The sequence below is a fragment of the Aliinostoc sp. HNIBRCY26 genome (assembly GCF_050235535.1).
In the GTDB taxonomy this organism is placed as follows: Bacteria; Cyanobacteriota; Cyanobacteriia; order Cyanobacteriales; family Nostocaceae; genus Trichormus.
Genome location: NZ_CP189852.1, coordinates 5191105 through 5213521 on the forward strand (window position 1 = coordinate 5191105; position 22417 = coordinate 5213521).

The 22417-nt window shown below is 42.9% G+C and carries 18 protein-coding genes and 1 tRNA gene; 11 read left to right on the plus strand and 8 right to left on the minus strand.

Annotated features, from left to right (window positions below):
* The first annotated feature begins 20 nt into the window (after nucleotides 1-20).
* Complete coding sequence (locus ACQFX9_RS22010; protein ID WP_427158492.1) at nucleotides 21-206, plus strand: hypothetical protein; 186 nt, start codon at nucleotides 21-23, stop codon at nucleotides 204-206.
* Here the strand turns inward: ACQFX9_RS22010 and ACQFX9_RS22015 are convergent.
* Together ACQFX9_RS22015 and ACQFX9_RS22020 are read right to left on the minus strand one after the other, a co-directional pair.
* Nucleotides 189-1430, minus strand: a complete 1242-nt coding sequence (locus tag ACQFX9_RS22015; protein ID WP_427158493.1) for a DUF4912 domain-containing protein — start codon at nucleotides 1428-1430, stop codon at nucleotides 189-191. The genes ACQFX9_RS22010 and ACQFX9_RS22015 overlap by 18 nt on opposite strands.
* Before the next feature lie 658 nt (nucleotides 1431-2088).
* Nucleotides 2089-4341, minus strand: coding sequence for an IMS domain-containing protein (locus tag ACQFX9_RS22020; RefSeq protein ID WP_427158495.1), 2253 nt, complete (start codon nucleotides 4339-4341; stop codon nucleotides 2089-2091).
* 775 nt (nucleotides 4342-5116) lie between these two features.
* Here ACQFX9_RS22020 and pdhA point away from each other — a divergent pair.
* The 3 genes from pdhA (at nucleotide 5117) to ACQFX9_RS22035 (ending at nucleotide 7295) form a co-directional block, all read left to right on the plus strand.
* On the plus strand, nucleotides 5117-6151 hold the full coding sequence (gene pdhA / locus ACQFX9_RS22025; protein ID WP_103135995.1) for a pyruvate dehydrogenase (acetyl-transferring) E1 component subunit alpha: 1035 nt from the start codon (nucleotides 5117-5119) through the stop codon (nucleotides 6149-6151).
* 141 nt (nucleotides 6152-6292) lie between these two features.
* Nucleotides 6293-7162: an aldose epimerase gene (locus tag ACQFX9_RS22030; RefSeq protein ID WP_427158496.1), complete on the plus strand. Its 870-nt coding sequence runs from the start codon at nucleotides 6293-6295 to the stop codon at nucleotides 7160-7162.
* Nucleotides 7163-7223: 61 nt separating this feature from the next.
* Nucleotides 7224-7295: transfer RNA gene (locus ACQFX9_RS22035), tRNA-Lys, on the plus strand.
* A gap of 118 nt (nucleotides 7296-7413) precedes the next feature.
* Here ACQFX9_RS22035 and hflX read toward each other — a convergent pair.
* Nucleotides 7414-9033, minus strand: coding sequence for a GTPase HflX (gene hflX, locus ACQFX9_RS22040; RefSeq protein ID WP_427158498.1), 1620 nt, complete (start codon nucleotides 9031-9033; stop codon nucleotides 7414-7416).
* A 402-nt stretch (nucleotides 9034-9435) separates the two neighbouring features.
* Entirely contained in the window at nucleotides 9436-11082 is a 1647-nt protein-coding gene (locus ACQFX9_RS22045) for a DUF1565 domain-containing protein (RefSeq protein WP_427162972.1), read from the minus strand.
* Nucleotides 11083-11530: 448 nt separating this feature from the next.
* Here ACQFX9_RS22045 and ACQFX9_RS22050 point away from each other — a divergent pair, with 448 nt between their 5' ends.
* Both ACQFX9_RS22050 and thiS read left to right on the plus strand, forming a co-directional pair.
* Complete coding sequence (locus ACQFX9_RS22050; RefSeq protein WP_427158500.1) at nucleotides 11531-12634, plus strand: thiamine phosphate synthase; 1104 nt, start codon at nucleotides 11531-11533, stop codon at nucleotides 12632-12634.
* A gap of 119 nt (nucleotides 12635-12753) precedes the next feature.
* On the plus strand, nucleotides 12754-12966 hold the full coding sequence (gene thiS / locus ACQFX9_RS22055) for a sulfur carrier protein ThiS (protein ID WP_427158502.1): 213 nt from the start codon (nucleotides 12754-12756) through the stop codon (nucleotides 12964-12966).
* Nucleotides 12967-13118: 152 nt separating this feature from the next.
* Here the strand turns inward: thiS and ACQFX9_RS22060 are convergent, their stop codons facing one another.
* Complete coding sequence (locus ACQFX9_RS22060; protein WP_427158504.1) at nucleotides 13119-14330, minus strand: glycosyltransferase family 4 protein; 1212 nt, start codon at nucleotides 14328-14330, stop codon at nucleotides 13119-13121.
* Between the two features lie 1086 nt (nucleotides 14331-15416).
* On the opposite strand from ACQFX9_RS22060, the gene ACQFX9_RS22065 reads away from it, so the two are divergent.
* The 4 genes from ACQFX9_RS22065 (at nucleotide 15417) to ACQFX9_RS22080 (ending at nucleotide 18165) form a co-directional block, all read left to right on the plus strand.
* Entirely contained in the window at nucleotides 15417-16394 is a 978-nt protein-coding gene (locus tag ACQFX9_RS22065; RefSeq protein ID WP_427158505.1) for a DUF1517 domain-containing protein, read from the plus strand.
* A gap of 347 nt (nucleotides 16395-16741) precedes the next feature.
* A complete protein-coding gene (locus tag ACQFX9_RS22070) occupies nucleotides 16742-17029 on the plus strand; it encodes a hypothetical protein (protein ID WP_427158506.1) in 288 nt (95 codons plus the stop codon).
* Between the two features lie 225 nt (nucleotides 17030-17254).
* Entirely contained in the window at nucleotides 17255-17590 is a 336-nt protein-coding gene (locus ACQFX9_RS22075; RefSeq protein WP_427158508.1) for a hypothetical protein, read from the plus strand.
* A 200-nt stretch (nucleotides 17591-17790) separates the two neighbouring features.
* Nucleotides 17791-18165, plus strand: coding sequence for a hypothetical protein (locus ACQFX9_RS22080; protein WP_427158510.1), 375 nt, complete (start codon nucleotides 17791-17793; stop codon nucleotides 18163-18165).
* Nucleotides 18166-18320: 155 nt separating this feature from the next.
* Here ACQFX9_RS22080 and ACQFX9_RS22085 read toward each other — a convergent pair whose 3' ends face one another.
* Nucleotides 18321-18869 (minus strand): hypothetical protein, encoded by a 549-nt coding sequence (locus tag ACQFX9_RS22085; protein WP_427158512.1) that lies wholly within the window; start codon nucleotides 18867-18869, stop codon nucleotides 18321-18323.
* A 196-nt stretch (nucleotides 18870-19065) separates the two neighbouring features.
* Between ACQFX9_RS22085 and ACQFX9_RS22090 the strand changes: the two genes are divergently transcribed.
* Nucleotides 19066-19674 carry a hypothetical protein gene (locus tag ACQFX9_RS22090; RefSeq protein WP_427158513.1) on the plus strand — a complete coding sequence of 203 codons (609 nt, stop codon included), beginning with the start codon at nucleotides 19066-19068 and terminating at the stop codon, nucleotides 19672-19674.
* Between the two features lie 620 nt (nucleotides 19675-20294).
* Here ACQFX9_RS22090 and ACQFX9_RS22095 read toward each other — a convergent pair.
* Nucleotides 20295-21386, minus strand: coding sequence for a sensor histidine kinase (locus tag ACQFX9_RS22095; protein ID WP_427158514.1), 1092 nt, complete (start codon nucleotides 21384-21386; stop codon nucleotides 20295-20297).
* 194 nt (nucleotides 21387-21580) lie between these two features.
* Nucleotides 21581-22294, minus strand: a complete 714-nt coding sequence (locus ACQFX9_RS22100) for a response regulator transcription factor (RefSeq protein WP_427158516.1) — start codon at nucleotides 22292-22294, stop codon at nucleotides 21581-21583.
* Nucleotides 22295-22417 lie beyond the last annotated feature (123 nt).

Consider the following 22417-nt stretch of genomic DNA (forward strand, 5'->3'; position numbering starts at 1 on the left):
TACAGCCTAGACTATAGCGGGTGTTGATTCAAAATTCCAATGAGTATTGGGGATTGGTGACTGGGGATTGGGGATTGGGGACTGGGAAAGTGGGGGAAGAAAAACTTCACTTCGCACTTCCCACTTCCTACTCAGCACCGGCTAAACGCCGCGCTACCGCTAACAGCACTCATCACTCAGCACTGAACCTAAGACAGCCATTCTAAAACAGCTTCATCTTTGGTGTTGGTGTTCCGAGATGGGGTTTCACGCTCGAATTTCATGTGGATGGAACGGGTTTGCTCACCATCAGCTGCGACAGCCAAAATGGGGTAGTCAATTAAGCCGTCTTGGAAGGACATCTGGAAGCGGAATGTACCATCGGGATTGAGTTTGACGGGACGACCACCAATTGTGACGGTTGCGTCTGGTTCGGTGGCACCGTAAACAATCAACTCAGCGTCAGCAATTAACCAGAACTTACGAGGACGTACAGGAACGGCGGAAGCGGAGAAGCCTACACCAGACATTCCCACACCGGACATATTGATACCGGAAGCGGTGGGAACTGCCCACATACCTACACCAGAGGGGAAGATGTAAGAACTGATGGCTTGTTCGGGACGCACAGAACCAGGAACGTGCTGCATAGAACCGAACAGAGAACCAGCCACCCGTTGCGCTTCGGCGGATTCTGCCAAGCCAAAGATTTGGTCGTAGATGGGGTTGCCATTTGCACCCACTGCGGCAACTTTCTTGGCGGGGGGTACGAGTTCGTAAAGGGTTTTACCGCGTAAATCTTCCTCAAAATTGACGGTGATGAAGACATCTTCAATCCAGTCGGAGGGATATACGGGGGGAATGTGAACGCGCGCTGAACGAGCTAGCACCAACCAATGTCCATCAAAAGCACGATAACCGATATCGATAACATAATCGCGATCGCTCACAGGAATGGGAATATACCATTCTCTTGCTAGTTCATCGGCAGGATACTCTTGAATGCTGTGGGGGCTTTGATATTCAATATCGATGTCGGTAACATCATAAATTCGTAGTGCCAGTTGTTGTCCCCCTTGCCGACGCAAGTCTTCTTTATGCTCGTTGGGAACATCCCAGTAAGCATAAGCCCACTGTGGATCACGGGGTAAAAGCACAATCCGACTGTCACCGTAACCACCCGGCAAATCCACTAATTCTTCGTCAACATCAGCTAGAGAACCACCGGTACGGTCTTCTTGACCGAGTTCAAATTTTGCTGCTTCCACGGTTTCTTGTGCCTCCAGTGAACGAGATGGGTTAAGCGTCGCTTTTTGACGTTGAACTTCTTGAATTGATGCTAGTAACTGAGATTTCCTCATCCGGCTATAGCGAGAGATGTTAAATTCGCTGGCAACTTTACGTAATTGCCGCAGTGTCATCTCTTCTAGCGGTGGGCGTTCTTTTGCCATGAATTTTGGCCTCCAGTAGCTTGAAAGGTAAATTATTTCTCTGGGTAACAAAATGCTTGGTTAGATGCCCAGATGAATTTCTTATGCCTGACTCCTGGTTTTGCCCAGTGTGTTGTTTAGTCTTTTGTTAAATGGAAAGTTTCATCCTTTCAATTTCTTACTCATGCCAAAATCAGCACTTTGGGATTGTGAGAAGTCACTTATTAAGTTTGTTAAATGAATATTAACTAGTAACCCCGGTTAGGGATCAAGGGGTGTCAACAGGCTTTTTTGCCTATTTGACGAACTTATTAGCCCTTGTGGGATCAATTTGTCATGATCCCCTGACATTTATACCTATTCATAGTAGCTTAATATCATGAAGTATTGACATTGTTAGTGCGTTTAATAGTATTTAAGCTTATTAGTTAGTGCTGAGTTGTGAGTGCTGAGTTGTGTTAGCGGTAGCGCGGCGTTTAGTCGGTGCTGAGTGGTGGGTTGTGAGTGGTTAGTAAACATATTTGAATGTGTCTTCAGTATTCCAACCTTATACCAGTCGCTCTTTGATGCTTGCCTATGAAATAAGTTTCATCGACACTACCGTTTACCTTTTGCCTTTTGCCTTCTACCTTTTACCTTTTACCGTTTACCTTTTGCCTTTTGCCTTTTGCCTTTTGCCTTAATTGACAACTGCCGACATACTTTGAATCCGCCAAGTCCCTTCTTGACGCACTAATTCATAACGCACGCGCAAATTGTCGTCCTCAGAGTCTACTTGTTGACCATTCCGATAAAATTGGGTCATTTCCTTGACGTTAGCTCTGACGATCGCCCGATTGGGATCTTGTTCTGATGAGTTGACTTCGTTGACGGTGACGCTGTGACTATAAAGGCGATAGTTACCAGTCGCTCTGACCTGTTGGGCAGTAAATCGCCACTGTGACAAAGCAGAACCAGTTAAAATATCCCCTAAACCTTCAATTTCGTGGTTAGGGCCAAGAGCCGCAGCTTTAGTAGATAACCAAGTTTTAATCACTCCTTCGGCGATCGCTTCTGTCATTACTCCATCCTGCTGAAACGCGCCGTTGCTCTCCAGCGTCGTCACCACTGGTTCATTAATTTGAGTCAAAAATGGTTCTGCGACTACCGCCGGTGTTGGTGAAAATACATTTCTCAAGGCACCGAAAATCGTCGAGACTAATAGCCAAAACACCAAAATACCGGCCATAGACAAAAATACAGTCCACACTAAGCGTGTTCTGCCGTCTAACCTGCTGATCAAGTTACGTTGAGAGTGGGGACGATGATGTTCTGTGTTTTTGGGTGCAGTCGGTTTGCGTCGTCTGCGTTGAGTAGTGGGACGCGGTGGGGTACTAGGATGGTGATTAGCCCTCGCGGTACGTTCTACGCCTGACATTGGTGCTGGTGTCTGGGAATTTGGCGTGCCAGTGTATGGTGGTATGGGCGGGGTTTGTTCTCGGACTCTGTGAGAATTTGCTGGTTCTGGAACTCTGTAATTTTGGGTTGTGGGTAACTCTGGATCTGGTGTGCGGTGGTTATTAGACTCAGTGCGAGTATTACCTTGATGAGAGTTACGATTTTGGGGACGATTAATTACTTTCCATTCGTTGGTGACTTCTGCATCCGTGGGTAAAGCTTCTAGATAAGCTTGTACTTGCGGGTTAGCAAAATAATCTTTCAAGGATGCTGGTTGTTTGGCTAAGTCCCGAAAATGGGGAAATACTTCGTTATGTAGCCATTGTTCGGCGTAAAGACACAAACCAGGCAGTAAATCCGGTGAATCCTGCGATTTTTCCCGAATAAAAGCTAAAGACTCATATTCCTGACTCAGTTCTAAGACGCGGGTAGCTTCTTCCGTTTGCCCTAGCAGCAGCGCACACAAGGACTGTTCTAAATGCACATCTTGCCGTTTTGCCAACCGCATCAGCATTTGTTTGGCATGACGAATTAAAGCGGGTTGACGGTTGGTAAATCCCCGCGCAATTGAGGCGTAAACCGCTAAATAGGTAGCTACCGCCGAAGGACGTTTGCTTTCTGCTTCAAAAAGCTTGTGTTGTTCAGCAACTGTTAAGTAGTGGCGTAGTTGCTGGATAAAGCGGAGAAAGTCGTCTATGCTTAAGCCTGATTCATCATTGCCATTGCCATCAATACCACCGCGATCGTCTAGAATGCCTTGCAGTAAATCCAGACCTTGATGGCGTTCTATTTTCTGTTCCAAAGGTAGGGCAAGTAGTTCTAGAATCCGATATGGGCGTAACTTGTATAAGTCAGCTTGAATTTCCCCTTGGACGTTGGGAAACAGCCCTTCACGCGCCAGCATTTCTTGCCCAGTTTCTAGAGAAAGGGCAGCATTTTCATAGTGACCTTGCTGCCATTGCTCACGACCCAATTCTAGACAAGCTAAAGCCACCGTCAAGATAATATCTGGACGTTCGGCAGTTTGCAGAAAATCTTCTGCTGCCAAATGCACACCCTTTTTCGACCCTGCACCGTTTTGATTACCCAGATAGGTACGACCTAGTTTCAGCACTAGCTCGTATTCACCTAGCTCTTGCAAGATTAATAAAGCACCAACTAGCTCCTCAGAGGCCACCTCGATACTGAGATTGTGAGCATCGAGCCTACCCTGATGATCGTGAGGACGATTTTCTAGGGCTACTTTGGTAGTACCAGGACTATCTGGGTCATAGGCATGAGCAAGATATAGCTGGTCGTAACTACTGCGTTCCTTGGGATCAGATAAAACCACGTAAGCTTCTTCTATAAGTTGTTTACGGGAAGCAATGGCTGCTTGAGAATACTCCCTTCGGGGCAATTGGACAATGCGATCGCTATAAGCTTGTCGCAACTGTTCCTCGCTTGCGGCCAAAGGCAGTCCTAAAATTCGGTAGTAATCAAGCGGAATTCGCACAGCCTACTTCCCCTGCACCGTGATCAACATAATTCACCTAGAGCATTCCAGGCCTGTAAAACCGTGCCACAATCATACGGTGAATAATACCGTGCCGGACTTACACTATTAAGTGTATATTGCAACAACTAGTTTTGTTGCTTCCTAAAATTTGTGTCATATTCTAGTACCAACATTTTGCCTTCGCCTAGAAAGTGCTGATATTTTGTCTTAATTCTTAGTAATTTTCCTGACCATAAATGTTATCAGCTTTTGAGCATTTAAAACTTAACTAGCAGCCTTCTTTGACACAAAGTCCTGCTGGTATAAAACCAGTATGATTTATTTTTGTTCGGAGATTTATCTGTCTATAACAGTTAAACCGGAAGATGCACCACTTGAGAATAGGAGTTGAGCAATATTAAAGAACCAGAATATATCACAAGAAAACTATTCTGGCAATTATTTGTATATATATTTAAGATTTTGGCGGGGATTTTTTCTAAACTGTTCATAGGTATGCAGAAACCAAGCTATCCTGAGTGATAGCCTATGAACGGGAACGGGTAATAGTAAAGTTAAAAGGTAAAAAGTTTGCCAGGGACATATCTTGCTAGATATCCCAAAAATACAGCAAATTTACCCTGTAATTGCCAAATATTCCCTATAAAGATTTCTGGTGCTGAAAAATTGGTTGTGGACTCTAGCAAAACTCTGTAAAGACAGCAAACTTGTTGAGAGAACAACCTATAGAAAATGGTAAATTTCGACTTTAGGATAGGAATACTAAAAAGTAATGATTCAAGAACGCGCGTTACCTAAATTTGATACCGCCTCAGTCCAGATCAGCAAAGAGACTGGCTTACTTTTATATGAAGACATGGTTTTAGGGCGTTTCTTTGAAGATAAGTGCGCCGAAATGTACTACAGAGGCAAAATGTTTGGCTTTGTCCATTTATATAACGGACAAGAAGCCGTTTCCTCCGGCGTAATTAAAGCCATGCGCCCAGGGGAAGATTTTGTTTCCAGTACCTACCGCGACCACGTTCATGCTTTGAGCGCGGGAGTACCAGCAAAAGAAGTCATGGCAGAACTATTCGGTAAAGCCACTGGTTGCAGTAAAGGCCGTGGTGGTTCGATGCACATGTTTTCTGCCGAACATCGTCTGTTAGGTGGTTATGCTTTCGTGGCTGAAGGTATTCCTGTGGCTGCTGGTGCAGCTTTCCAAAGTAAATATCGCCGTGAAGTCTTGGGTGATCCCAATGCTGACCAAGTAACCGCTTGTTTCTTTGGGGATGGTGCAGCTAACAATGGCCAGTTTTTTGAAACCCTCAACATGGCCGCCCTATGGAAATTGCCAATTATTTTCGTAGTAGAAAATAATAAATGGGCAATTGGCATGGCACACGATCGCGCCACCTCCGATCCAGAAATCTACAAAAAAGCCAGCGTCTTCAACATGGTGGGCGTAGAAGTAGATGGTATGGATGTCCTAGCAGTACATTCTGTAGCCCAAGAAGCCGTAGCCCGCGCCCGTGCAGGAGAAGGGCCAACCCTCATCGAAGCCCTCACCTATCGCTTCCGTGGTCACTCCCTAGCAGATCCAGACGAACTGCGGAGTAAAGCCGAAAAAGACTTTTGGTTCTCCCGTGATCCCATCAAAAAGCTAGCAGCTTACTTGATTGAGCAGAACTTAGCAGACGAAGCAGAATTAAAAGCGATCGACAACAAAATTCAGGCACTCATCGACGATGCCGTAAAATTCGCCGAAAGCAGCCCTGAACCAGACCCCAGTGAGTTGTACCGCTTTATTTTTGCCGAAGACGAGTAGGGGAGGCAGGGGGGCAGGGGAGGCAGGGGAGGCAGGGGAGATTTTTGACTCCACACCCAATGCCCAATGCCCCATTCCCCATGCCCCATGCCCAATGCCCAATGCCCCATGCCCCATATCCTAAGATGGAGGACTAATATAATGTTTAGTATTGCCACTCAACAACAACAGTACAAAACCTATATCTTGGCTGATGAAACCGCAGGTGCTTATTTAGAAGTCGTACCAGAACGCGGTGGTATTATTACCCGTTGGCAAGTCAAGGGTGAAGAACTTCTCTATTTGGACACTGAACGCTTTGCCAATCCTGAGTTAAGCGTCAGGGGGGGAAACCCAATTTTATTTCCCATCTGTGGTAACTTACCCGATAACACCTACACCCTCAACGGTCAGCAGTACACCCTCAAACAACATGGCTTTGCTCGTGATTTACCCTGGGTAGTAACTGAACAAGCTACTAAAGACAAAGCCGCACTCACCATTGTTCTGAACAGCAACGAACAAACCAAAGCCGTTTATCCTTTTGATTTCCAACTAGTGTTCACCTATGTCATCCAAGGGAACACCCTAGAAATTCAACAGCAATATCACAATCTCTCCTCTACAGACCTACCCTTTTCTGCTGGTTTTCATCCTTACTTCCTGACTGGGGATAAAAATCAACTAGAATTCGCTATTCCAGCCCAGGAATATCAAGACCAGAAAAGCAAAGAAGTTCATCCCTTTGATGGCAATTTTGACTTTAACCGCGATGAAATTGATTTTGCTTTTAAACAGATTAGCTCTCAGTCTGCGAGTGTAACAGACCATAGTCGCAAGCTCAAACTGTCCATAGATTACGACGATATCTTTTCTATGCTGGTATTCTGGACAATCAAGGGCAAAGAGTTCTATTGTCTCGAACCTTGGAGCGCGCCCCGTAACGCTCTCAACACAGGTGAAAAGCTGACTCTCTTAGCTCCTGGAGCTAGTCACACAGCCTCTATCAAATTAACGGCAACTTTTTTCTAGTCACCCCTTTACAAATCTACAGATATTGGTGCTATAATAGTTAAGTTGCGAAATGCAAAGCGGGTCGCTAACTCAACGGTAGAGTACTCGGCTTTTAACCGATTAGTTCCGGGTTCGAATCCCGGGCGACCCATAAAATCCTAATTCAAGTACATCCATCAGATATCTATCATTCTGGTTTTTGTGTAAATAAAAAATGCCGTAGTTTTAACCACCACGACATTACCTTGATATTTAGTGAAGATATTCGTCTATCGGGAATCCACAGCGTATTGAATTAACTGGCTGAGGCGATGACGTAAGGTTTCTAGTCCTAAACGCTGACTAGCAGAAATAAACACAGCTAAAGGAAACTCTTCTTGGGCTAAAGCTAGCGTTGTGCTGTCTACTTGATCAATTTTGTTAAAAGCCACCAATGCTGGGCCGGGAGTGACCGGCATTTGGGCGAGAATTTCCCGCACTGCGCGGATGTGACTCAACCAAGCTGGATGGGATAAGTCTACTAAGTGTAGTAAAGCATCAGCTTCTGTGACTTCCTCTAAGGTGGCGCGGAAGGCATCCATGAGGGATGCGGGTAACTCGTGGATAAACCCTACCGTATCTGTAATCAGAATTTCTTGGGTTTCACCATTTTCAGCCCCAGGAATCGCTAAACGGCGTGTTGTGGGGTCGAGAGTCGCAAATAACTGGTCGGCGGTGTAAACTTCGGCGTTGGTGAGAGCATTTAATAAGGTTGATTTGCCTGCGTTGGTATAACCAACTAACGCCACTGAGGGAACTTCTTGATGTTGGCGGCGTTGGCGTAAACGGGAACGATGTGCCTGTAATTGGTTGACTTCTTGTTGTAGTCGGGAAATGCGTCTTTGAATGGCGCGGCGTTCGGTTTCTAATTTAGTTTCACCAGGGCCGCGAGTCCCAATACCACCCCCTAGTCGAGACATTGCCTGTCCTCTACCAGTCAGTCTAGGCAGCATATATTCTAACTGCGCCAGTTCCACTTGTAATTTACCGGCGCGGGATTGAGCGCGTTGAGCAAAGATATCTAAGATAACTTCAGTGCGGTCAACGACTCTAATCCCAATTTGCGCTTCTAGGTTGCGGACTTGGGCGGGTGAGAGGTCGCGGTCAAAGACGACGAGAGTACATCCCAAGGTTTGGGCTGTAAGGGCGACTTCTTGAACTTTACCTTCACCGATGACGGTTTGGGGATGAATGCGCGATCGCTTTTGTTGTACTGTCTGTAATACATCACCACCAGCCGTATCTACTAGGCGCGCCAATTCCGCCACCGTGTCGTGAAATTGTTGGAGAGAGATTTCATCAGTCATCACACCCACAATTAACACGCGATCGTGGTCAGCATCAACTTCCTGGGCGACAAATTCCCGGCTGAATTCTGCTTCTAGCCCTTCCACCAAATCGAGGAAATCTTGCTGTGCCAGTTCCTCTAAATTTAAAGGTGATGAAATACTCCAACTAGCAGATTTACCATTGCTCGACCCCAACAAAGCGACGCTAGGAGTTAACACACGGGCATCTTGCGGGACTAAGTGCGCTAAATAGGCTTCTTTAACGTAGCCTGTAGCCCCACCACCCCGCCTTGTAAACCCTGTTCCAGTAATATTTATGACTGCTAGAGCATCTAGACGTTGCATAGCCATTGCTGTCAGTGCCGCTTCATTAGGCGGTTCTGACTTGAGATGAGTAGCGATGCAACGGATACCACTAAGACGTTCCGCACCATAACGGGGTAATTCCATAGGGGGAATTTGCGTCTGACGCGGAGTGCCTACGCCAACACGAATCACTTGTCCGCGACGGTTGACGTAGGCACATACAGGTAGGTTAATTTCCGTGCTGATAGCCGCCAAACGCTGGGAGAATTCAGGCGTAGTGATGCGATCGCCTGGGATGCGTTGGTGGTACAGTCGCTGTAGTTGTTTCAGCTGACTGGATTTTAAACCCTGAAGATTTCCGAAAATAGTTTCTATAGGCGTTTCGACCAGTAAACTGGCCCCCCGAATCCTTCTATTGTCTATTTTACAACAGTGCTAAAACTGCAAACTCAATCTTTTAGGGGTTGCGATATCAATTAAAAATTAAAAATTAAAAATTAAAAACAAGTAGCGAGCAATAAGTAATGGGTATTTAGTCAATAGTCACTACTCATCACTCATCACTCATCACTCATTACTCATTACTCATTACTCAGCACTCAGCACTCAGCACTCAGCACTCATTACTCAGCACTAACCTTTGTACATAAGTCCTGATTAATTCAGTAGTTCAACTACAGTGCGTAAGCCATTGCTACTGAGAACCTTTTGCATTTCATCGGCGTTATTGCGATCGCTAAACACACCTACTTGCATGACTCTGCGACTTTGCCAAATAGTTGGAAAAGCACCAGGAGCAAGGGTTTTTACTAATTCTTGCTCGGTTTCGCTGGATGTCTCTACTACTACACGGTAACGCACACCTGCGGGTGTAGATGCAGAATTACTAGCAAAACTGGTTGTATAAGTCTGTGGTGCGGAGATTTTTCGCATATTTTGGGTATTACCCAGGGGAATATCACCATTAGGCACGAGCAACGGCTGATTATTTCCCGCAGTAGTTACTGTAGGGGCTGGTGAATTTGCTGTTGGTTGGGATGGTGAGAGGTTCGCAGGCCATGATGGTGTTTCTGATTGGGGCGCAGCAAATTCAATAGTATTGTGATCAATCTGCACATAATTTAACTGTGCCTGTGCAGCTTGGGTTGGTACGGGTGGTAAGGAAGTGGTTTTTTTGGTGGCTACTGGGGTTTTCCGCGTACTGTTGCTGGTGGGTGTGCGCTGGGGAACTGATGCAGGGAGTTGATTGTATTTAGGTAAAGTCAGGGGTGTATTTGCTGGGGTTAAGGTAGTTAACTGACTTTGACTGGGATTTGGTGCTGCTGGCTCGTCAGTCGCGCCGGGAGCCGCAAAGACGATTTCATTATGAGCAGTTAGTTGTTGGTTATCCGTCGGGGTAACAGCTGGGGGATTAAAAGTTACTTGACCGGCGACGCGTTGAGTATTGATGGTGTTACCAACTGCCACAACCATCTGTTTAGCAGCACTGGCGTTAATGTCATAACGTTGGTTATCACGGAATTCATTTTGGCCTGCTTCCGTGGCGTTACCTAAATCGGGTAGGGCTTGGGCGATCGCTACTAACCCATCTTCTTTACTATTTGTAATGACATTCTGGCGTAAAATCGGACGAGCCTTACCTTGAACAATAATCCCGGCTCGATTATCTTGCAGTCGATTACCTGTTAATGTCGGTGCAGCATTTTGCGTCACATTGATCCCGAAACCAGTCTGCACAAAGATATTTTCCCGAATTTGGGGTTGGGAAGTACCACTAATTGTGATTCCGTTAGCTCCATTGCGTTCAAAGTAATTCTTGGTAATTGTCGGCGTACCTTTACCAGCTACAGCTACACCATCTTGAGTGCTACCTGTAAATGTATTGGCTGTAATTACCGGATTACTAGATTCAATCCATAAACCGTAACCACGGGGATTAGTGTTAGTTACAGTCACCCCAGTTAACACAGCTTGGTTAGCACCAACGATAGCAACGTTCTGTCCACCGAAACTACGACTGAGAAATTGTCCTCCACCTTGAATAATGATTCCCTGTCCTTGGTTGGTGGAATCTCCTTGAATAGTGACACCAGCCTTGAGCATTAAAGGAAACACTTCTCCTGTTGCCTCACTATAAGTACCAGGAGCTAATTTAATCACTGTATTAGCCGTGGCAACTTGCAAAGCTTGGGTAATTGTTCTCCAGGGAGCATTTTCACTGCCATTGCCTGTTTTGTCATCTCCGACACTGGGGTTGACAAAGAGGATATTAACCTGAGAAATTGTTCTTTCACCCAGGGGCATTTGATTTGATACAGGTGGTACTTGAGCAACAACGCGACAAAAGCTGCTGCTAAGTAACGTTATGCCCACTACCCCCAAGGTGCATATTAAGGAGAAACTAAAAATTGGATACTTGGCTGACACTATCCTAGATGGTTGAGATAGCAAAGCATTTAATCTAGGATATCTGGGAGACAAAATGAGGGAAATCACCTTCACACCACTCCTTAGAACTAATAATAAGTTTTCACACTTGCAAATATTTCAGTATGTCGATTATGTTATCCGCTATATTGACCAATTGACTATTTTGATTACAAAGTAATTAGTGAGGGATTGGGGATTGGGGATTGGGGACTGGGGAGACAAGGGAGACAAGAAAGGTAGATTTTACTCCAATGCCCAATGCCCCATGCCCTATTCCCAATGCCCCATGCCCAATGCCAAATTATCGAGGTACATCGCAACTATGAAAGAGGCTGGCTATTACGATGAAAGCACTACTAATGGGGTTGTTGTAATGGTCACAGCCCAAGGTCAACAAACGCATATACAGCAGGTTGTCTACCGCATTTTAGATGCTAATTTAGATCGTGCGCGTGAAGGCTTGCGAATTATCGAAGAGTGGTGTCGGTTTGGTTTAAATAATAGCTCCATGACAGAGGAGTGTAAGCACCTACGCCAAGAGGTCGCTAGTTGGCACACTGCGGAGTTAAGGACGGCGCGAGACACAGCAGGTGATATCGGTACAGAATTAAGTCACCCCCAAGAAGAACAACGTTCGGGGATCAAGTCTTTGTTACAGGCGAATTTTTGCCGAGTCCAAGAAGCTTTGCGGGTAGTGGAAGAATACGGTAAGCTTTATCACCCCAGTATGGGTAAAGCTTTTAAGCAAATGCGTTATCAGGTTTACACCCTAGAAACTAATTTGATGGGTTACGAACGTCATCAATTATTGTGGCGATCGCGTTTATATCTGGTAACATCTCCTTCTGATAATTTGCTAGAAACTGTAGAAGCCGCCCTTAAAGGGGGATTGACTTTAGTGCAGTATCGTGATAAAGAAGCCGATGATATAGTGCGTTTAGAACAGGCCATCAAGCTGCGAGAATTATGTCATAGCTACGGCGCGCTATTTATGATGAACGACAGAGTAGATTTAGCTTTAGCTGTTGATGCCGATGGGGTACATTTGGGACAACAGGATATGTCCATTGCCATTGCCCGCCAATTACTCGGCCCACAACGTTTAATTGGTCGTTCTACCACCAATCCCCAAGAAATGCAAAAAGCCATTGCAGAAGGAGCAGATTATATAGGAGTTGGGCCAGTTTATGAAACTCCTACCAAACAGGGTAAACCTGCGGCTGGTTTAGAATACGTCCGTTACGCTGCAAACAATAGCACTATTCCTTGGTTTGCCATTGGTGGGATAGATCCCAATAATATTAATGATGTAATTGATAGTGGCGCAGAAAGGGTAGCAGTAGTGCGATCGCTCATGCAAGCTGAACAACCTACTTTAGTAACTCAATATTTACTCTCTCAACTCAATCGAGTGAAAGCGGGATAGTCATTAGTCATTAGTCATTAGTCATTAGGGAACAGGGAACAGGGAACGGCTTTTCTTATCTCCTACCTTGTCCCCAGTCCCCAATCCCCAGTCCCCAATCCCCTCTCTTTGAATTGTTTATGTCTGCTCAAGTTACTTTACAAGTAAATGGGGAAACTCATAGTTGTGTTTCCCAGACTCTTTTACCTGATTTACTCCAACAATTGGGTTTTAATCCTCGCTTGGTGGCGGTGGAATATAACGGCGAAATTTTACACCGTCAGTTCTGGGAACAAACTACGGTAAAATCAGGCGATCGCTTAGAAGTGGTCACAATTGTAGGTGGCGGATAGTTGGGAATAGGGCATTGAAAAGGAATTGGTGCAGGGTGCAGGGGGCAAGGGGGAGAAAGATTTCCCCATTTCTCCCAGTCCCCAGTCCCCAATCCCCAATCCCCAATCCCCAGCCCCCAATCCCCAGTCCCCAGTCCCCTATCCCCTATCCCCTATCCCCCAAAATATAAGGAACGATGCAAAGTCCTACGTTTGGCTAGTTCTTTACCTTGATGACCAAGTTTCTCTCGTAACTGTTGGTCTTGACATAGTTGCTTAAAAGCTTGAAACACTTCGTAGCCGGATTTAGGATTGACTAGTAAGCCGTTTTCCTCGTGATGCACTATGTCAATTAATGCCGAATTACGAGAGGCTATTACAGGTTTACCAAAATAACTGGCTTCTAAAGAAACTACCCCAAAACCTTCTAAGTAGCTAGTTGCTGTCTTGGATGATGTCAGCATGGCGAAGATGTCACAGGCTGCATAGTAGCCTGCTAGTTCTTCGGGAGGTACATAGCCTGTAAAGTGTACTCGCTTGTCTACTCGCAATCTTTGCGCTAAAGCTTTCAGTTCTGACTCACAATCGCCTTGACCACAGATTATATAGTGAACATCCACACCAATGGTTAACAGTAGTGGTAGGTTTTCAATGACGCGTTCAAAGCTTTTTTGTTTGACTAAGCGTCCTACTGAGAGTATAACTACGGCTGTGCTAGGAATATGGTAATTTTGACGGATCTGAGAGCTTAATTCATCTAAATTTTGGGAGTTATTACTTAAGCCAAACTTTTCTGGTCTGACTACTGGATGAATCACATGGGTGGGTGTTTGTAAGCGAAAGGTGTTTCTCAGGTACTTTTGTGTAGCGGAACTATTACAGACAATTCCGGCGGCGCGTTTGAGGGTGAGTTTAAATAGCGATCGCCATAAGGGATTGTGTGCAGCATACACTAAATCTCTACCGTGCAAGTAAATGAAAAAGCGTATAGGTAAAACATAACTCAGCAGCAACAAAGCCGGAAATTCGTATCCATGTCCCCATTCAATGTAGCTGTAGTGGTAACGAAAATAGAGTTTGATTGCTAGTACAAATGAACAGATTAAATTAAACCCAGGTTGTAAAAAATCACCCAGAAAACTACCTAACCAGTGTCTCAGACTAGGCCAGCGATACACCGGAAACTGTTGCGCTTGGTCAAATACTTGATCACCCGCACAACTAGCAGTCAAAACAATTACTTCCTCTGGATCTTGCAAACAGCGATTGTAGAGATATTCTCCAATCACCGCTTCCTTCGGCAAAAACAGGCGCGAGATGACTAAAATATCCGGCGATGCAGTTTTATCTCTAATTTTTGTTGCTAGTTGCGAGACTTGTTCCATGTTGATTCTGATTGATTGACAGCAAATCCGTTGTAATTCTTCATCCTCATCACTGTATTTGTGCGTATTAATACAGTGTGCCTTGAGTAAACTCACTATCAGAAATAGCCGAGAAGTTGCTCACATCCACTATTATTTCTTTATATTTTTTACTTTCTTCTATTACCTCCATTCAGTAATCTTATGAAATCTATTTTTCTTGATGATTGTACTGATGAATCCACTGACCCTAGTATCTAAATTTTCTCCTCTTTTTTTCTTTTAGCCAACAACTCAAACCGAAACGCTAGGTATTTACACAATTTTTTTTAAAAAATTTACATTACTTTACAAAAATATCTGTGATGAAGACATAAGTATACGGAGAGCAGCGAACAGGGTTAAAATTCCTCTGTCATATAGATGCGTGCTGAAACACCGTGGTTCATCTACCTGCTATCTGCTGTATTTGGCACGTCAATATTTTGTAGTTGAGGTAAAGCAGTAAAGAAAAGGGTTTTAGCCTGGTTGACTTTTATTAACATAGTTGTGTTTTCCCACCGACTTACTGACTAAGTGGAGAAGAGAATGATACTTGGTCTTGAAAATCTAGTGCATCCAGGTGGTTATAACTATATTTTAGAAGATAAAATCTGAGAATTTTATAGCTACTTAAGTAAAGTGTTTATTAAGCAAAAACTGTGATTTTTATGTTTGTGTGATTGACTGTTTATGATAAACAAAAATTCTTTTTATATTTCCCTTCAAATCTTCTAATGACTAATGACTAATGACTAATGACTATTGACTATTGACTATTGACTATTGACTAATGACTATTGACTATTGACTATCATCCCCCTAGTAATCATTAATTAATTACAAAGTTCCAGCAAAGGGAATAAATTTCGAGGTACGGTTATCCACTACAGAAATCCCTCTACGGTTCGCTGCTGCCCTAAGATAAGACGCGGTAGATTGGATATGTAGCTGTACTACCAATCAACTACTTGCTGCTAACTACGGGTTGGTATCAAATCCCTAAATAAATACTCTCAATAGAGAAAAATAATTAAACAACAGCCGTTTTTCAAGCAAATTGTGATTATGTCCAAAAAACTACAACAAGCTATCAAACCACTCTTAAAAACCGTCTTTACCCTGGGTTTGGTGTTGGTTTTAGCCTTAAGTCAAGCTGATGGTGCATTAGCTGCCCGTAGTGGTGGCAGAATTGGTGGTGGCTCCTTTAGAATGCCTTCTAGTCGGACTTATACTCCTCGCACCTATGCACCTCCTGGTGGTGGAGGTTACTACGCACCGTATCCTGGTGGCGGTTTTGGCTTTCCTTTCTTGATTCCGTTTTGGGGTATTGGCGGAGGATTTGGTGGTTTATTCACTATCTTAATCTTCTTGGCGATCGCGAATTTCTTGGTTCAAACCTTCCGTCGTGTTTCCAATGGTGGAGGCGAAGATATTGGTTATGACAGCAACCCTTCTGTGAGTGTGAACCGTTTACAGGTTGGGTTACTAGCACAAGCACGAGACTTACAACCAGAACTTAACCGCATTGCGGAAGCTGCTGATACTAACTCCCCAGAGGGACGCGCAGAAATTTTGCAAGAAACTACCCTCGCATTACTGCGCCATCCTGAATATTGCGTATATGCTGCTACTGGTACACAACAAGCCAAGTTAAATGCTGCGGAAAGTCAATTTAACCGTCTAGCATTAGCAGAACGCAGCAAATTTAGCTCAGAAACCCTCTCAAATGTTAACAACCAATTGAGAGCAGCTTTAGCTCAAGAAGCTTTACCTTCATCTAGTGAACTCGATAACCCCACCCGTTTAATTAGTGAAGGCCCTGGTGAATATATTATCGTCACCTTGTTGACAGCCACACTAGGCAAATTGGAACTTCCATCAGTTAATAATGCTGATGATTTGCGCCAAGCTTTACGACAAATTGGCAGCATTCCAGCAGATCAACTTTTAGCATTGGAAGTATTGTGGACTCCCCAAGCAGAAGGCGATACACTTTCATCAGATGATTTATTTGCAGAGTATCCCGATTTAAAATTGGTTTAAGCCATAACTGAAACAGAGTAAGTAATTAAAGGTTTGTAGTAAGAACTTTAGTTCTCAAAAAAAGAACTAAAGTCCTTACTACAAGCCTTTTTATTTATCTTGGTGATTGGTAATCACAGACTCCTGAAAATACAACTTAATTTAAGTATAATTACAGCTTTTGATACTTTCGGAATTTGCTGAGGATTTATCTGACTTCCAGACAGAACATTTATATCAACCTATTTGTTTGTCAATAAAGATAAATACTGCTTTTAAATCCTTGTGATTTTTCTATTAAATACATTGTCTACTCAAAATATACCAGTTATTGTAAGCAATATACTAAAGCTTCAGGAGTGATAATCATGCACCAAATACAATTAGCCTTAATCATCAGCTATGTATTGATGAGTTGTTACTTTTTCGCCAACTGGCTGCGCTTTGCTTTGCGTCACCCGCATTCTTCCCCTGAAGATAAATTCCTATCTTTTTTGATGTTTTTGATTACTACGATTTTTTGGCCTTTAATTGTTCCTGTTTCTTTGATAGAAGTAGTCAAGACAAGAAAAATAGAAGCTACTACGATAATACCTGTAGTTTTAGCGATGATTGCCTTAAGTATTTCTTACTTAATATCTGAAATTTCAGCATAAGTATCACAATCACCTACTATTCATGACTCGATAACTTAAATTCAAATTCTGTAGTATATTGTCAAATTAACTGGAGTAGAAATAGCACCTAACATTAAATTGAAATATAACATTCTTCATATCAGTTGGATTCTGGTTATCTTCTTGAATACGGCGTTAGGTTGTCAGTCAAATGGAGTGAGCAAATCTCCTCCATTATTCGCCCCCATCGTCCAGTCACCTATTATGCAAGGAAATACACTGCCTTTAAAGATTTTTGCTGATAAATCCTTTTATAAAGAACATCCCAATACTGAAATTACCCTTACAGGAATTTTGCGAACCTCTACAGTAAGACTTGGCCCAAATACAAGAGATATGCCTTTGAGATTAGAAACAAGTCAAGAAAATTTGAGTGTTTATGTCACTCGAAGAGAAGAGGAATTATTGTTACCTTTTGTTAACCAAGAAATTAAGGTGATTGGCAAGCGTATCGACCAAAGGCAATCAGGGTATGACTTTGAGATTTGGATTGCTTGGATTATTCCAAATGCGAATGAAATAGATGTCACGAAAAACTAACTAATATTGACTTTTGTAGCCTAATTACTAAAGAAATCTAAGGAAAATGAGAGAACAGCCAAACTCAAATATATAAACAGTTGTAAGGGAGTGAACGGGCATTACTATAGGTTATGTTTCTACCCGATGTAACTGACAATGAAATGAAGATTGCTGAGGTTACATCAGTTTATCAATCTTGACAATTAGGGCGAAAATCTATGAAGCAACCATATCTATCTCCCGACGATTTGCCCACACATAAAACTACTCTGATTAGTGAAATATTACTCAGTCAATTAGAAGAGGTAACGAAGACAAAATTCTATTTAGCTTGTAGGCATAAAGTACGTATTTTGCTCTCAAGCTGTCACTGGTATTTTAAAGTTAATAGTGGCATTCTGATGTTAATTATGGTGTGTCATGATATTGAAAGTTATCAGAATGTAATGATGAATGTGCCTTACTTGGCTAGCAGATTAAAGTTATTTGCCAATCATGCCAAAATTAGTATTAGTTCTCCAGTCAATCAAGGTATGCCTTGGGTAATTGGTATTAATCAAATCTTACCGGAGGATGATTCAGCTAGCACTTAAGATTGGGGGTTGGGGGTTGGGGACTGGGGACTGGGGACAAGGTAGACAAGGTAGACAAGGTAGACAAGGTAGGAGATGAGAAAAGCCGTTCCCTGTTGCCTGTTGCCTGTTGCCTGTTCCCTGTTCCCTAATGACTAATGACTAATGACTAATGACTATTGACTATTTACTCTTCTTCCCCAAGGCTTGATGATGGAAATAGCAATAATTGCTGATAAGCAAATTAGCTGAATACCACCGCCAATAATTACGCCGTGAATATCAAACATAAATAAGGGATTATTTAAAGCTTTGGTTCGTTCTATATCTGCGATCGCAGTCATGGAATTCGTCCAAGGCCCTAACCAAAATGTCCCGAAGATAATTAACGTCGTTGTTGCAATCCATTTGGTGATTACCCAATAAAACTTAAAAAATCCCCAGACTGTTAACCAGCAAAGTAATGTCCCTGTCAGTACGGATGCGATCGCCATTGGAATTACAACAAAATCATCTAGAAACTTTACCATTGCATTGATTGCATACAGTTCATCTCCATTGGTAGTCTGAAGGTTAGCCAATGCCATTAACATCATTGCTAACGCTACACCAAACCAAGCTGCGATCGTGACTACATGGAGAGAAATTAGGGAATCTTTGGGTAATCCCGTCAATTTTTTCTTGGCTGGCTTGTTGATAGACGTTGTTGATGTGGTTTGAGTCATACAGTAATCTCATGAGATGTTGACGTTTGCTTGTGAATCCTCTCTAAATTCCCAAGCTACATCAGTTAAGATAAAAAATTCAGGCTGATTAGTATAGATGATTCTTGCATAAAGTTTGAGCTTCAAACATATCTATCCTTAAGTCGAGGTGTTGATGAATTGATAGATAAATTTACTGTTTGGAGCTTACGTAAATATGAAAAGCAAATACTATGTTCAGGTTTCCAGTTTATTGACAGTAGGATGGATGTTATCTAGTTTGGCTACTGTTCCTGCTACTGCTCAAATATCTACTGTAGGAAATCACCAATCTCATTCTGTTGTAGTATCACAAAATCTGGCAAAACTTCAAGAAGATTGTATCTCCTTTAACCCGAATAATATTACTGTCAAACAAGTTAATGGTAGCTGGAAAATAGTTGAAGGTGGCGATCACTGGATGTTCGACTTTGGTAGTAAACAAGATGAGGCAATCAAAGCTTTCCGAACGATCAGACAGTATAAAATGAATAAATCCTGCTTTGTTGGCAGACCACAGCCTTCATTTCAGTATCTATTGACAAATAATTCTGCTCCATCTGGTGCGATCGCTGGTGAAGATTGTGTTGCTTTTAATCCAGGGACTACAACTGTTAGTAAAATTAATAATCGCTGGAAAATTGTCGATGGTAGTCACTGGATGTTTGATTTCAACAATAATCAAGCAGAAGCAGAACAGTCTCTAGCAGTGATCAAAAAATATAACTTTAATCGTTCCTGTTTTGTCGGCAGACCAAATCCCAGTTTTAGCTATTTGCGACGCTAGTTAGTCTCTATAGGAATCCGACTTGATTATTGAAATTATTTGCGTAGGTAGGGAACAGGGAACAGAGAGAAGTCTGAGCGGAGGTTTCCTCCGATGGGCGAAGCCCCACCTTCGGTGATCAGAACTTCGGAGGAACAGGAAAAGAGGTAGCAGAGGTGTACTGAGTTTTTTTCAGAAATCAAATAGGATTCCTATATGTTAATTAAATCAGTTATCAGTTACCAGTCCTGACGGCGTATACTTCGACAAGCTCAGTAACAGGTGGGGGATTTAGACCCGCCACCAACGCATTCCACCTAGAGGTGTGGTGTTTCGCCAGGGATAAATAGATCGCTGATAACTGTTTACTGTTCACTGTTAAATGAGGTGCGTTAGGGAGAACTTAACGCACCATTGTTAAAATTACAAAATGCTTTTAGTCTTGGGAATTATTTTGAGGAAACAAATAGGCGATCGCAGCGTAACCAGAGGCAGTAATTAAACTGACTAATAATGTAGCTAAAATCAGGGTAGACATAGAAGGCGAATGATCCTCTAGTCTTGAGTAAAGTATCTTGATATTTCTAAACTAACAGGTGTATGTGACGCAGATACATCCAGATTATGACAATTGTTTGTATCTATGCCAAAGGTAAGCAAAATCTAAAAGTAGTACCTGTTCCTAGTTCACTTTCTACTTGAATTTGACCACCTTGTAACTCAACCAAACGTTTAGTAATAGTTAAGCCAATACCTGTTCCTCCAGAATGGCGATCGCGTGATTGATCAGCTCGCCAAAAACGTTCAAACACATGAGGTAAATCTTCACTAGAAATACCGATGCCTGTATCAATTACTGCTATCCATATTTTACCAGCCTCCGTCCAAGCCCTGAGAGTGATTGAGCCAGTGGATGTATAACGGACTGCATTACCCATCAGGTTGACTAAAATCTGTTCAGTGCGATCGATATCAGCTAACACAAGCGGTAATTGAGTGGGTAATTCTGAAGCAATTACCGGGCCATCTTCCATTAACTGATCAGTAAATCTCTCTACCAATGACTCCAATAAAGGATATAAATCCACAGATTGAGTATTAATTGGCAAATAACCAGCTTCCGCCTTAGAAAGCTCTTGTAAATCATTGACCAAACGCTCTAAACGTCTAGTTTCTCTCACCAAACGCCGATAAACCTCTGGGGACGCGTCCATCGCCCCATCTGCCAATTCTTCCAAGTAACCGCGTACCACAGTTAACGGTGTCCGCAGTTCATGAGTCATATCACCAATTAATTCTCGTCGCCGTATTTCTACCCCCTCCAAACTATCCGCCATGCGATTAAAACTAGTACCCAGTCGATTAAGTTCAGGAATATCAGATATAGGTAATCGTGCTTCCAAATGACCAGCCGCAAACTGTTGGGTAATTTGTTCCATCTCCGTTAATCGCTGCATAATACGCTGAGAAACCCAATAACTCAAACCTCCCGCCGCACTACCACCCACCAACACCGACCACAAAGTGCTACGTCGCCAAGCAATTTCAAACCCCTGCACTAATTCCGTGCGACTATGAAAGATATTAAATCCTCTACTTTCTAATCTTTCTAAATGCAGAATAAAAAACCGAGGGGAAGAAACTTTACTAATAATCACAAGACTAATTAACCCCACTATCATCACCACCAAGTGGGAAACAAACAAGCGCGATGCTAAAGGTAAAGATTTCATGCAATTAAAAATGACTCATAACTAATAACTAAAAGAGTGCTGAGTAACGAGTAACGAGTGCTGAGTGCTGAGTAACGAGTGCTGAGTAACGAGTGTTGAGTAACGAGTGCTGAGTAAAAAGTAAGATTAATTGCACCGACTAAACGCCGCGCTACCACTAACAGCACTACTGACTAATGACTATTGACTAATGACTATTGACTACTGACAGTATCTTCAAACTTATAACCAACCCCAACCACAGTTTTAATAAAAGTAGGATTAGCCGGATCAGGTTCAATTTTTTTCCTCAACCGCGCCACATGAGTATCTACAACCCTTTCATCACCAAAAAAATTATCTCCCCACAGTTTGTCAATTAGCTGAGTACGATTCCAAACTCTACCAGGATTACTGACAAAGGTACTTAATAAGTTAAATTCTAGAGTCGTTAAATCCAGCGTCTCCGGTGCTTCGGAATTCATTTGGCGGCTGGCTGTACGTTGGTCTACATCTACGATAAAGTGTTGGGTACGATTGACTTGGCTTTGTCCCCCTTGACGCAAACTCCGCCTTAGTAAAGCCCTGACTCTAGCTACTAACTCTCTAGGGCTAAAGGGTTTCACCATATAGTCATCAGCCCCTGTAGATAAACCAATTACCCTGTCTATTTCTTCCCCCTTAGCTGTCAGCATCAAAATATAAGGGTCTTTTGCACCGGGTTTTTGACGAATTCTCGCGCACACTTCCAAACCATCCAAGCCAGGAATCATTAAATCTAAGATAATTAAATCTGGCGGTTGTTCTTGAAATAGGCGCAAAGCATTGATTCCATCCCGACTAGTACGACAGGTAAATCCCTCTTTTTCTAGGGAATGTTGGATTAACTGAGCAATTTCTGATTCATCCTCAACAATTAAAATATCCATTTTGTTAAAATACGCAGACTTATGGCTTGGCTTGTTATTCTACTACAGTCAATGTTGATAGTTCTCATAGTAATTAATTTAACACTACAAAAAAGTTAAATCCCCAACTTTTAAAATAAGTCA

Coding starts and splice junctions, on each gene's coding strand:
- ACQFX9_RS22015 (WP_427158493.1), bottom strand. CDS start 1,430: ATGGCAAAAGAACGCCCACCGCTAGAAGAGATGACACTGCGGCAATTA.
- pdhA (WP_103135995.1), top strand. CDS start 5,117: ATGATTCAAGAACGCGCGTTACCTAAATTTGATACCGCCTCAGTCCAG.
- ACQFX9_RS22030 (WP_427158496.1), top strand. CDS start 6,293: ATGTTTAGTATTGCCACTCAACAACAACAGTACAAAACCTATATCTTG.
- ACQFX9_RS22045 (WP_427162972.1), bottom strand. CDS start 11,082: ATGCCCCTGGGTGAAAGAACAATTTCTCAGGTTAATATCCTCTTTGTC.
- ACQFX9_RS22050 (WP_427158500.1), top strand. CDS start 11,531: ATGAAAGAGGCTGGCTATTACGATGAAAGCACTACTAATGGGGTTGTT.
- thiS (WP_427158502.1), top strand. CDS start 12,754: ATGTCTGCTCAAGTTACTTTACAAGTAAATGGGGAAACTCATAGTTGT.
- ACQFX9_RS22060 (WP_427158504.1), bottom strand. CDS start 14,330: ATGGAACAAGTCTCGCAACTAGCAACAAAAATTAGAGATAAAACTGCA.
- ACQFX9_RS22065 (WP_427158505.1), top strand. CDS start 15,417: ATGTCCAAAAAACTACAACAAGCTATCAAACCACTCTTAAAAACCGTC.
- ACQFX9_RS22070 (WP_427158506.1), top strand. CDS start 16,742: ATGCACCAAATACAATTAGCCTTAATCATCAGCTATGTATTGATGAGT.
- ACQFX9_RS22075 (WP_427158508.1), top strand. CDS start 17,255: ATGCAAGGAAATACACTGCCTTTAAAGATTTTTGCTGATAAATCCTTT.
- ACQFX9_RS22080 (WP_427158510.1), top strand. CDS start 17,791: ATGAAGCAACCATATCTATCTCCCGACGATTTGCCCACACATAAAACT.
- ACQFX9_RS22085 (WP_427158512.1), bottom strand. CDS start 18,869: ATGACTCAAACCACATCAACAACGTCTATCAACAAGCCAGCCAAGAAA.
- ACQFX9_RS22090 (WP_427158513.1), top strand. CDS start 19,066: ATGAAAAGCAAATACTATGTTCAGGTTTCCAGTTTATTGACAGTAGGA.
- ACQFX9_RS22095 (WP_427158514.1), bottom strand. CDS start 21,386: ATGAAATCTTTACCTTTAGCATCGCGCTTGTTTGTTTCCCACTTGGTG.
- ACQFX9_RS22100 (WP_427158516.1), bottom strand. CDS start 22,294: ATGGATATTTTAATTGTTGAGGATGAATCAGAAATTGCTCAGTTAATC.